This window comes from Psychroserpens sp. SPM9 (assembly GCF_025153525.1).
In the GTDB taxonomy this organism is placed as follows: Bacteria; Bacteroidota; Bacteroidia; order Flavobacteriales; family Flavobacteriaceae; genus Psychroserpens.
Map to the genome: position 1 here is coordinate 1 of NZ_JANZNR010000012.1, position 11,644 is coordinate 11,644.

Here is an 11,644-nt window from a genome sequence, read left to right on the forward strand (position 1 = left end):
TGTTCATCTTAACCAAAATGTAAAATACTGTTCCTACAAAAAGAACAAACAAAATTTAGAATATTTGACCTTTTAATTGACGAAAAATGAACCAAAAAAAGGTCAACCTATTTCAGTATAATACAAAGAGCCACCGCAAGTTCAAGCACATTTGGTTTTTTTTCAACGCTCAAAGCCAACCCTGAAAAACCAAAAGAGCTTTCACTTCTCTACCGCCATCCAAACTGAATAGTGATTTTAATGCTCATTTAGTGAGATATTAAATAAATACTTTTATTTTAGTGGACTGAATTAAACAATTCAAAAATGAACCGAATAAAAGAGGTTTTAGAACAAAAGGGAATTAAGCAAAGATGGTTGGCTGAACAACTTGGAAAGAGCTACAATATGGTAAACTCTTACGCCCAAAACAGACGACAACCAAGTTTGGAGGACTTATACAAGATTGCGGAAATCTTAAATGTTGAAGTCAAAGAATTATTAATTGAAAGAACAAAATTATAAATGGTACATAATTCTATATCTAAGTACGAAGATGAAATTAATGAGCTAGTTAAAATGGCTTCAGTTTCTGAATCCGAGCAACTATATCTTTTTGGTACTAATACAAGCAAAAAAAAAATTGACAACAATAGTCATAATGTTTATGAACCAGTAAAAGCTTTAGCTCATACAGCACCCTACAAAATACATAAGTATTTCGCTAGAAGACCTTGGAATGTTTTTTCTGAAATTATTAAATCTTTTAGTAATGAAAATGAAATTATACTAGACCCATTTTGTGGAGGAGGTGTTACACTTTATGAAGGTCTAAAGCTTAACCGTAAAGTAATTGGCTACGACTTAAATCCATTATCAGTATTTATCATCAATAATATGGTAAGTAAAGGTGATAACATTAAGCAACTTTTTGAAAGTTTTAAATCAGTAATTGAAAAATTAGGCAGTTTATATGAAGAGTATTACTTCTTTGATTTTGAGGGAGAAAGGATTTATATTGATTGGATTGAAACTACTTTCAAAGTTATCTGTCCAGATTGTAATAATGAAACCATACTTTCTAATGAACTAAGAAACAAACCTGGTTATTATAAATGTTTAAATAAATCTTGTTTAAATAGTCATTCTGAAAAAAAGGGTTTTGCTCAGAGGTATTCAAAAAGAATTGGTCACCAATATCTTTATTTAGTAGGCTTTGATTCTAACAGAAATAAAATCGTATATGAACCATTAAAAAAAGATTTAAATCGTTTAAAAAAACATATTACTTATCTAAAAAGTATAATTAAAGAAAATAAGATAAATATCTCGAAAGATGTAATACCAAAAAACTGGGATAGACAAAAGGAAGATACTCTTGAAGAGAAAGGCATAATAAATTTCCAAGATTTATTTACTGAAAGGAATTTATTAATAAATAATATTTTACTGTATTATATCGATTTAGAAAAAAACACCCTTTCAAATAATGACTATGGTTTATTGAGAATTGCTTTTAGCAATACTGTGAAAGAAACAAATATAATGTCATTTACAAATGATGCTTGGCAAGGAGGAAAACCTACTACTTGGAGCAAGCACGCATTTTGGATTCCTTCCCAATTTTGTGAAGTAAATATTTTGTCTGCATTTATCAAGTCGTTAAAACGGGTTAAAGATTCATTATCCTATAACAATACATTTGATTATAATTTAATGAAAGCGGATAGCTTTAAAGATTTAAAGAAAGAATCTAACTTTTTCTTAAATAACGATAGTATAGCATTGTCTAATCTACCAAAAAATAGTGTAGATACTATAGTAACTGATCCACCTTATGGTAGTAATGTTCAGTATTTAGAATTATCACATTTTTGGTATGTATGGAATAAAGATTTGTACAAAAACCATCCTGACTTTTCTTTAGAGGCTATATCTAATAGAAAAAAAGGGTTTAAAGGAGCTAAATCAATGTATACTTATGAAGACAATCTTTTTAGTGTATTTAATAAATGTTTTCAGGTTCTAAAACCTGAGAAGTATATGATTTTAACTTTTAATAATAAAGATATAAGTGCTTGGTTAGCTCTACTTTTTTCAATATTTCGTTCTGGGTTTACTCTTGCTGAAAACGGTATATATTTTCAAAGTGGTGTAGATAATTATAAGCAAACTGCTCACACAAGATTTGATGGCTCACCTTATGGCGATTTTATTTATGTTTTTCAAAAGAGCAATAATAAAAATTTGAAATCATATGAAAGTGAAGAATCATTTACCAATGAGCTAGACTTGTTATATCAAAAATTTTCAAAAATTGATGAAGTAAGTAAATATGATTGGCTGATGAGTTTTCTAAACAGTTCGTTACCATTGATAGAGGGTTTTTCAAAATCTTATTTACAAAACAACAAGCATAAATTGTTTTCAAAATTCAACAAAAATTATTTAAAAAAAATGTATTAGGAATGAGCAGAATAAGTGAAGACAAAGTAGTATTAGATACTGACAATCATACAGACCTACTTGAAGGATATAAGGATATTATAGCTCGTTTAATTAATAAATATGATTTTGTTACTAAAGATGAGTATAAAAATTTAGTCAATTTTAGTACAAATAAAGAAATACCTATTCATAGTTGGTACGATTACAAACAAGGTTATGCACGTGATTTAGTTGCATCAATCTTAAATGATGTAAATCCAGATAAAAACCTATATGTTTTGGATCCCTTCTCTGGTGTGGGTACAACAAACTTGGTAGCGAAAGAATTGGGTTATAATTCTTTAGGTATAGATATAAATCCAATGGCATTTTTTGCTTCAAAAGTAAAATTGGAAGATTACACAGCTAATGATATAAACAAAATCAAAACTATTTTAAAAGGCTTTGATAAGTCAAAAAAATGGGAGTTTAATGAAAAGCCAAAAGTAGTTGAATCATCATTTATTGAAGAAAAACTAGATAATTTACAAAGGATAAAAGGGTTTATTGATTCACTAACAGATGTTAAGGCTAAAAACCTTCTTATGCTTGCATATTTATCAATTATTGAAGATGCTTCAATTAGAGTCAAAGATGGTAATGGTCTTAAATTGAAAAAAAATAAAAGACAGGTTGATAATATTTATGACTATTTTTTATCAAAATGTTTACATATGCTTGATGACATTAACGCAACATCATATTCTAAAAAAACTAAACATCAATTTTTCAATAGTTCTATTTTAATAGATGAAACTTATCAATCAGTAATCGATAAAAAAGTAGGTATATCAATCTTTTCTCCTCCATATGCAAATTGTTTTGATTATTGTGAAGTATATAAATTAGAGTTTTGGCTGGGTGGTTTTGTTGATAGTTACAAGGGATTTGCTAAATATAGATCAATAGCTATGAGGTCTCACGTTAATTCCAAGTTTGACCATAATATACAACATCATTTATCTGACGTAGACACAATAGCAAATCTAATTTCTACCTACAATATTTGGAATAAAAATATTCCAGATATGTTAAGAGGGTATTTTGATGATATGTTTGAAATATTAAAAAGACAATCAACTATGCTTGTGAAAGGTGGCAAATGTTTTATAGTAGTTGCAAATTCAGGTTATAAAGGAATAATGGTTCCAACAGACCTTTTAATTTGTGATATAGCTGAAAAAACAGGATATAAAGTAAATAACATCTTTTATGCTCGTAAAATTAGAGCTTCTGGTCAACAGAATACAGACCTGCATTTAAATTATGACAAGTTAATGAGAGAGTCAATTATTGAATTAGAGTTAATATGATATATAATGAAGTACTCAAAAGGAAATATTCCGATTGGAGTAACCTTGAAAAAGAAATTGAAAAATTACCAACGACCTATGATAAAGGAGAAGTATTTGAGCAGTTTGTTTATGCATATTTATTGCTAAACAAACAATTATATCAAATTAATGAGTTATATCGTTCAACTGATATTCCTAAAAAATATCTTGATAAATATAAATTAGAAAAAAAAGATAGTGGTGTTGACGGTTTAATTATATTAAATAATGGTAAAGGTGCAGGTTATCAAGCAAAATTTAGGACTGACCGTAAAAAACCAAGTTATGATGAATTAGCCAAATTTTGGGTTGAAGCTCAGCATACAGATATAAATTATACAATTGCAAATTGCTATTCGGTAACTAACTTATCAAAAAAACAAGAAAAACATTTACAAATATTAGTGGATGATTTTGATGTGTTAGGAGATGATTTTTTTCAATCGTTGTATGCTTTAGCTAATGAACAAAAAGTTATTTCCCGAGAAAAATATGAACCATATGATTTTCAAAAAGAAATAATAAAGGATACGATAAATGGCTTTAAAAACTCAAATAGAGGTAAAGTTATTGCTGCGTGTGGAACTGGAAAAACTTTAACGTCTTTATGGATAACAGAGAAAATCAAAGCTAATACAGTTCTTTTTTTAGCTCCAAGCTTAGCTCTTATTAAGCAAACTCTAGAGGCTTGGGCAAATCAAAGCAACAGTCCATTCTCTTATTTAGCAGTTTGCAGTGATAAATCAGTTTCTTTAAATGAAGAGGACAATGGAGATATTGCTATTTCTGAATTGAATGTACCTGTTACAACTAATGTAACGGAGATTTCTGATTTTTTACATTCCAATAACATTCAAAAGAAATATATATTTTCAACATATCAGTCTTTGCCTGTAATAGCAGAAGCCTTTTTAGGGATTGATGATTTTAATTTCGATTTAACAATATTTGATGAGGCCCATAGAACCGCAGGAGCTAAAGAATCAAGTCTCTTTTCATTAGCATTAGATGACAATAATATACCAAGTTCTAAACGGTTATTTATGACTGCAACTCAGCGTATGCTTAGGCCTAAACTTAAAAAAATAGCAGAAGACAATGATAGATTAGTTTTCTCAATGGATGATGAAAAGATTTATGGGAATTTATTCCATAGCTATAATTTTGGCAAAGCCATTAATGATAAAATAATATCTGATTATGAAATAATTGTTGCTGGTATTCAGGAGTCTGAATTAAAAAATTGGATTGCAAATAATAAGGAATTAGAAGTTTTAGACGAAGATGAAAATAAAACATTTACTACCGCCCAAACTTTATTTTCTCAAATTATATTAGCGAAAGCTATTGAGTCATATCCAATCAATAAAGTTATTTCATTTCATTCATCTGTAAATAATGCAAAAGTTTTTTCTGGAGATATAGGTAATGGTAATAATTTAAAAACTCTAATTACTAAAGTAAATAGCACTGTTGTTTCAGATGATTTATATATAGACCACATAAATGGAAGTATGTCAGCTGGTGACCGACAAGAAAAGCTTGATGGTTTTAAAAATGCAAAGTACGGTCTTATTTCTAATTCAAGATGTTTAACAGAAGGGGTTGATGTACCAATAATAGATTCTATTTACTTTGTTGATAACAAAAATTCGATAATTGATATTGTCCAAGCTTGCGGTAGGGCATTAAGAAAACCAATAAATACTCCTGATAAAACAGCTTTCTTTATAATTCCAGTATTAATACCAGATAACTCAAGCTCTGAAGATATTGTTAATATGGAATCTTTTGAAATGGTTTATTCTGTTTTACAAGCTTTAAGGGACCAGGATGATAGATTAGATGAATGGATTAATGAGATAAATCAAGGTGCTGTTAAAGGTAAGTTTTCAAAATATACTAAAGGTGGTAAAAAACCTTTAAGCTTTTTTCTACCGAACAGCATAAATATTGATGATTTTGCTGATAAACTTTATTTAAAGATAGCAACTGTGAATGCAAATCCATCAAACACACTTTATGAACCAGCTGTAAAATATGGCAAGAAACAAAGAAAAAGTGGCTATAAAAGAATTTTTAAAACTCTTGGTGATTATTCAGTTGACTCGTACTTTAAAAGTTTAGTTGTGCCAACGATAGAAAAATTCAAACCCAATAAAACAACTATTTCAAATAAAGAAGCAAAAATCAACAATAATAATGTTTCTCATACATTACGTTTAGGTTTGATTGTAAAGGATAAAAAAAATTACAACATCACTCCTTTAGGAAAAAAATATTTGGAAGGTGAAATTGATAATCAAATGCTTTTTAAGCGTCAGATGTTAAGGTATTCTACTTATTTAGAAGACTCAAATGACACAAGACTATTATTCCCATACAGAGCTTGTTTAAAAATAATTTTACAGACTAAATCACTGAACTTTTTTGAGTTTGCTTTTGGAGTTAACACACTTTATGATTCTTCAAACGAATCAATACAAGAAGCAATAGATTCTATACTCATTTTACGCGAAAAATATCCAAATCTATTGTTAGTAAATGAAGCTAATCGTACAGTTATTTTAGATGAGTTAAATGAATTATTTAACTCCCAATATTCTCAAACAGACATTTGGACTAAGAGAACAACTCTTTATAATCAATATGGATATTTTAGAAATCACTTATCAATTTTTACTGATTTTATAAAAATTGAAAAACAAGAAATTTGTTTAATACCCGAAAAAATTAACAAACTAAATCAATTATTAGCTCTTGATAACAGACTCGAATATGAAAAGGATCACAAATCTATCATAAACAAATACATTTCACCTTTCCTAAACTTTGTAATATTCTCTATATGATAAATCCTTCGCGATATTCAAGCACATTGCAATCCTCGTTCCTGCGGTTGCAAAGAGCTTTCACGCCAACGCTAACTGACTGAAATGAAAGAAAGCCAGCGTACAACAACGTATATAAAAAATAGCGGTTTAAGTACTTAATCCAAACAAAATGAATAAATTAGAGGTCAGTTATAATCCGAAAAGTTAGTGCGTAAAAATCCGCTACTTTTCATATACAAGACCGTTGTAACACATTTAAAAAAAACAATATTGCCTAAAATAAATAGACTGAAAGGATTGCCGAATACTATAACTCAACAGTTTTTTAGTACGACTTTTTATTATAGCAAAGGATATATGGCTGATTGGGTTTTTAACGCTGCATCTGAAAAAAATGTAAGTGAATTGAAAATTGACTTTTGGAATAATACAATTACACCAAATGAACTCGAAATAAAACCAATTTTAAGACAATTACCTAGATTAAAAGAGACTGTACATAAAACATTAAAGAGTCAAAATTTCGAACCTGACTTTATAACGAAAGGTTTTATGGAAATCAGAATGGGTAAAACTGGATATCGATACTTATATTGTAAAACGATATTAATTGACAAGAATGGAATTGAACACATTGGGAAAGAATATACTGAATCTGTTTATGAAGAAAATTTTAAAGTTTTTAGGACTAAAAAAGAATATTCTGAATTCAATAAAGACAATTTAAAAAAAACTAATGAAAGTATACTTGAACGAATTAAAAATATATTCAGGTAAAAAAACGTGTTACAACAACGTGTATAATTAATAGTGTTTAAAGATGGTTCAGGAAATTCTGCCGAATTTCCGCACTCTTCGTTCTTTTTTGCTAACTTAGTTCTCTAACACTACTAACCATACACGAACACGTTGTGCTTCATTATCCTCACTCGAACGGAATGAAATAATTATCCTAACTTTCGAGAAATAACTAACCAATGATAAAATTCTTTAGAAAAATTAGACAAAATTTACTTTCTGAAAATAAATTCAGTAAGTATTTGATTTATGCAATTGGAGAAATTGTTCTCGTTGTTATTGGAATTTTGATTGCACTCTCTATTAATAATTGGAATGAGGCGCAAAAAAATCAAAACGACAAGAAAAGCGTGTATTCAATTATTAAAACTGACCTTATAACTGATATTGAAAATATTGATAAGGTATTAAGTAGCAGTACAATTAGAGAGAGTTTTCTTAAAAGAATTATTGATAACGATATGACCAAAGACGATTATGAAGATTGTAAGCTCTGTAGTTTTATTCTACTTGGTTTCCCAGATATAACATTAAACACACGTGGTGTAAAGTTATTAGAAGATAATAGTGCTGTTTTCAATTCACATCAAGATAGTCTTTCTATCGAGATTAGTGATTTTTATGCTAGTTCGAATACCATAATCAATGTAGCCCTTCAAGAAGTAGTTAATGATTATGAGGATAATTTTTTCTACTTTAAGAATAACAAAGCTTGGTTTAAGGACTATATTAATTTTGTAAAAAATGATGACTTGTTAACATACTTACTTACATCAGACGATTATATGAACAGAGCAAATACCTTTTATATATTATACTTTAAAACCTATCTAGGGCATTTAAGAGATTATAAAAAAAGTGCTCAAGAAATAATTGAAAAAATAAATAAGAAAATAAAATAACGAAAGCACAACAACGTGTATAGCTCATTGCTAATCAGTTGCTTAAACCGAAGATAAGGCATATTTGGAAAGTCGCCAAATTTTTAAATTTGGCGACTTTCCAATAAAAAGTTAAATAGTAAAATTTAAAAATCTGGCTTGTGCCTAACCGAAAAATAATCGCTAATTTGCACGCAACAAGCCATACACAAAACCGTTGTACCACATTGAAAAAAAATTATGAGAAGATTTACAATACTACTGTTAATATTATTTATTAGTTGTGCAAATAAAGAAGATTCTGAATGTAATTATATAACAGATTATTATCCATATACTGCAAAAGCAGAAGTTGAGTTTTATAAAGGGAATTATGAAGATGCCTATAAATATTATCAAAAAGCTTTTAAAAATTGTGAGGCTATTAGAATGGGAATGCAACGTGACACCGACTTTTTTGCAAAAGTTTGCGCCGAATTAAACAAAGAGAGTTTAGCAATAGAATATATAAAAAAAGCAATTTCTAAAGGCTCAACGTTAGGTACGTTTCAAAATGATGAATCTTTCAATAATATTTTTAAATCTGAACAAGGAAAGAAGCTCATTGAGGAATATGACAATATGCGACAAAAATATATTAATAGTCTAAATATGGACTTGAGGAATGAAATACAAGAAATGATAAAAATAGACCAAGCTCTATTAGGACATCCTGAAGAAAGAATAAAGGTGTTCAAAAAGAACGATAAACGTCTTGTAGAGATATTAGAAAAATTAGGTTATCCAAATGAGCAAGTTGTAGGAAATTTTGGTGTTGACTTTAGTTCGGCCGACCCTCGTATTTTGTTATTACATACCGATGATAGCATTAGAATGAGTTATTTCATTCCCAAAATCAAGGAACTTGTAAAAAAAGGACAGTGTCCACCTATTACATTAGGCAGTATGTACGACAATTTGGAGATTTATAATGATAGACCTCAAACTCACGGAACTTACAAAAACAGTAGAGGTAATTCAAATATGATACCTGATATAAATAGAGTAAATACAAATCGAAAAGAAATAGGTTTGCCAAGTCTGAAAATTACAAAAACCATTGACAGCTTGAAAAGTTTATAACAGAAAACAACGTGGTACAACAACGTGTATAGTTAATAGTGTTTAAAAATGGTTCAGGAAATTCTGCCGAATTTCCGCACTCTTCGTTCTTTTTTGCTAACTTAGTTCCCTAACACTACTAACCATACACGAACACGTTATATACAATGCCTCCGAATCACTCAAATGGAGAGATTATTCATTCTTAATTTTAGTAATTCACACTCAATCTCGAAAGTTTTTCACTCAACTCTAGAACCACTCAAATCTATAAATTAGAGGTTCAATTCAAAAGGAAATCGTCTGATTCAAAAAACAATTGATTAGCAAACGTGATCACTCAAACTTCTTTATGTGATTACTCTTCTCGCGTTATGTGAGTACTCTTGATTCAGAAACGCAAGCTCAGCGTAATTACTCTTAGGTGTCGGCACAGTAAATAACAACGTGTAAAGTTCATTGCTTCTTTTTTTTGTACTTGGAATATTTTAGACAAAAACATCAGTGGTTTTGGTTTCTTTTATTAATTTTAAGCAAACCAACGCAACGAAACCTTACACATACACGTTAGCAAACATAAAGAAAGTGACAAAAAAGAAAATCATAATAATTCATTTGTTCAGCTTTTTCATTTGCTGTCTACTGTTGTTCTATTTTTCAGATTCCTTAATGCACTTTATTTATCCTGAGTATGGAAATGAAGTTTTGTGGATATATACAATGTTAATTGGAATATTAATATTTGTTGTTCTTTTTTTTATTTCCTTATTAATAAACTTAAAGTTATTTAATAAAAGAAAATAAAAACTCAAAAAAATCTTTTGGATAAAAATTATAAATACACTGAATCTATCGTTAACTCAATGAAAACTCATAAAAAAGGGGAAGTACATTTTGTTAAAAGTTTTAAAAATTGGTCATTGGAAATTCAAATTAAGTGGAATAAACGAATGACTTATACTACAATTAAATCTAGAAAAACTGATTTAAAAGTAGATTTTCCTACTTGTAAATTATATCATTTTAGGCTGTTTACGTTATTATCTTACATGTCATTTATGAGATCTGACTCATTTAGTTTTTCTGGAACCAAAAGCGAATACTCTGAATTAATTCTGGGAAGTTCTGCAAGCTATTCCTTGATGGAATCGAAAAATGCAGCAATTAGTTTAAAGAATAAATTTTTAATTTTTTCGGGAGGAACAAGGAAAAAAGATATAAAAAGTTTATCTAATATATTTATACTTAACGAAATGCTAATGACGGAAATTGATGAATTACATAACAGAATAACGAAGAATAACGTTTGCTAACAACGTGTATAACTAATTGCTTTTGCTGGCTAAGCGCAGGATCTTTTCTCACAATTTACTATATTGCTTAACAAAGAATAATAGCGTACTTACACGCAACTAACCATACACGTACACGTTGGCACAAATATGAAAAAAATTAATTGTCCTTCATGTAAAAATGAAGTAAATCAAAATATTAGCAGTTGTCCTAATTGTCAATTCCCTTTTTTTGGAACCAAAGAGGAAAAAGCCAAACACATTGGAAAATTCATAACTGATAAAAATATCTTAACTGATTCTGTTGATTCTCTTGATAGAAGTCGAAACATATTATTCTTAATTGCTTTGCTAACGGTTGTCGGAGTGGTAATTGAAACAAAAAAAGGAACTCTTGGTCAGATAGATTTAATCATTAATATAGTTATCATATCGATTTTAATAATTTGTGGAATTTTTGTTTTCAAAAAGCCAATTTTAGCTAATCTAATAGCCATCTCATTATTTGTGATATTATATGTAATCCAGATAATTACAAATCCAGCAATATTTTTAGAAAATATACTTTTTAAAATTATCACATTAGGATTTTTAGGTTTTAGTGTTGTTCAAGTACTAAAAGCCAGTAAGTTTAAGAAACAATATAATATAACTGATTAAATACTTGAGCCAACAACGTGTATAGTTAATTGCTAGTGTTGGCTAAGCGCAGGATCTTTTCGCATAATTCACTATATTGCTTAGCAAAGAATGACAGCGTACTTGTACGCAACTAACCATACACATACACGTTACCTGCAAGCTGAACGAACGTACTTTCCTGAAATAGGTTGACTAAAAATTAAACCTTTTAGCAACATACCTAATGAAAGACAAAAAACAACACTGCCGAAAAAATTCCTACAAAAAAGTAGGTTTCGATTTAAAACTTTTAATCA

At 28.9% G+C, this 11,644-nt stretch carries 9 protein-coding genes; all 9 read left to right on the forward strand.

The features are described from left to right. Positions 1-306 precede the first annotated feature (306 nt). Positions 307-504 (forward strand): helix-turn-helix domain-containing protein, encoded by a 198-nt coding sequence (locus tag N4270_RS16665; protein WP_260098489.1) that lies wholly within the window; start codon positions 307-309, stop codon positions 502-504. Next, on the forward strand, positions 505-2,445 hold the full coding sequence (locus tag N4270_RS16670; protein ID WP_260098490.1) for a DNA methyltransferase: 1,941 nt from the start codon (positions 505-507) through the stop codon (positions 2,443-2,445). Between the two features lie 2 nt (positions 2,446-2,447). Then, positions 2,448-3,779 (forward strand): site-specific DNA-methyltransferase, encoded by a 1,332-nt coding sequence (locus N4270_RS16675; RefSeq protein WP_260098491.1) that lies wholly within the window; start codon positions 2,448-2,450, stop codon positions 3,777-3,779. After that, positions 3,776-6,652: a DEAD/DEAH box helicase family protein gene (locus tag N4270_RS16680; protein WP_260098492.1), complete on the forward strand. Its 2,877-nt coding sequence runs from the start codon at positions 3,776-3,778 to the stop codon at positions 6,650-6,652. The genes N4270_RS16675 and N4270_RS16680 overlap by 4 nt, the downstream gene beginning before the upstream one ends. 252 nt (positions 6,653-6,904) lie before the next feature. Beyond that, positions 6,905-7,411 (forward strand): hypothetical protein, encoded by a 507-nt coding sequence (locus N4270_RS16685; RefSeq protein WP_260098493.1) that lies wholly within the window; start codon positions 6,905-6,907, stop codon positions 7,409-7,411. Between the two features lie 200 nt (positions 7,412-7,611). After that, positions 7,612-8,334 (forward strand): DUF6090 family protein, encoded by a 723-nt coding sequence (locus tag N4270_RS16690; protein ID WP_260098494.1) that lies wholly within the window; start codon positions 7,612-7,614, stop codon positions 8,332-8,334. Positions 8,335-8,553: 219 nt separating this feature from the next. Continuing rightward, positions 8,554-9,435, forward strand: coding sequence for a tetratricopeptide repeat protein (locus N4270_RS16695; protein ID WP_260098495.1), 882 nt, complete (start codon positions 8,554-8,556; stop codon positions 9,433-9,435). Positions 9,436-10,277: 842 nt separating this feature from the next. Next, positions 10,278-10,727 carry a hypothetical protein gene (locus N4270_RS16700; protein ID WP_260098496.1) on the forward strand — a complete coding sequence of 150 codons (450 nt, stop codon included), beginning with the start codon at positions 10,278-10,280 and terminating at the stop codon, positions 10,725-10,727. Positions 10,728-10,856: 129 nt separating this feature from the next. Then, positions 10,857-11,366, forward strand: a complete 510-nt coding sequence (locus N4270_RS16705; protein ID WP_260098497.1) for a hypothetical protein — start codon at positions 10,857-10,859, stop codon at positions 11,364-11,366. The last annotated feature ends 278 nt before the right edge of the window (positions 11,367-11,644 follow it).

Bases quoted from the DNA above. Each gene is read 5' to 3' on its own strand.
- N4270_RS16695 (WP_260098495.1), top strand. From the start codon at position 8,554: ATGAGAAGATTTACAATACTACTGTTAATATTATTTATTAGTTGTGCA.
- N4270_RS16675 (WP_260098491.1), top strand. From the start codon at position 2,448: ATGAGCAGAATAAGTGAAGACAAAGTAGTATTAGATACTGACAATCAT.
- N4270_RS16705 (WP_260098497.1), top strand. From the start codon at position 10,857: ATGAAAAAAATTAATTGTCCTTCATGTAAAAATGAAGTAAATCAAAAT.
- N4270_RS16690 (WP_260098494.1), top strand. From the start codon at position 7,612: ATGATAAAATTCTTTAGAAAAATTAGACAAAATTTACTTTCTGAAAAT.
- N4270_RS16670 (WP_260098490.1), top strand. From the start codon at position 505: ATGGTACATAATTCTATATCTAAGTACGAAGATGAAATTAATGAGCTA.
- N4270_RS16700 (WP_260098496.1), top strand. From the start codon at position 10,278: ATGAAAACTCATAAAAAAGGGGAAGTACATTTTGTTAAAAGTTTTAAA.
- N4270_RS16680 (WP_260098492.1), top strand. From the start codon at position 3,776: ATGATATATAATGAAGTACTCAAAAGGAAATATTCCGATTGGAGTAAC.
- N4270_RS16665 (WP_260098489.1), top strand. From the start codon at position 307: ATGAACCGAATAAAAGAGGTTTTAGAACAAAAGGGAATTAAGCAAAGA.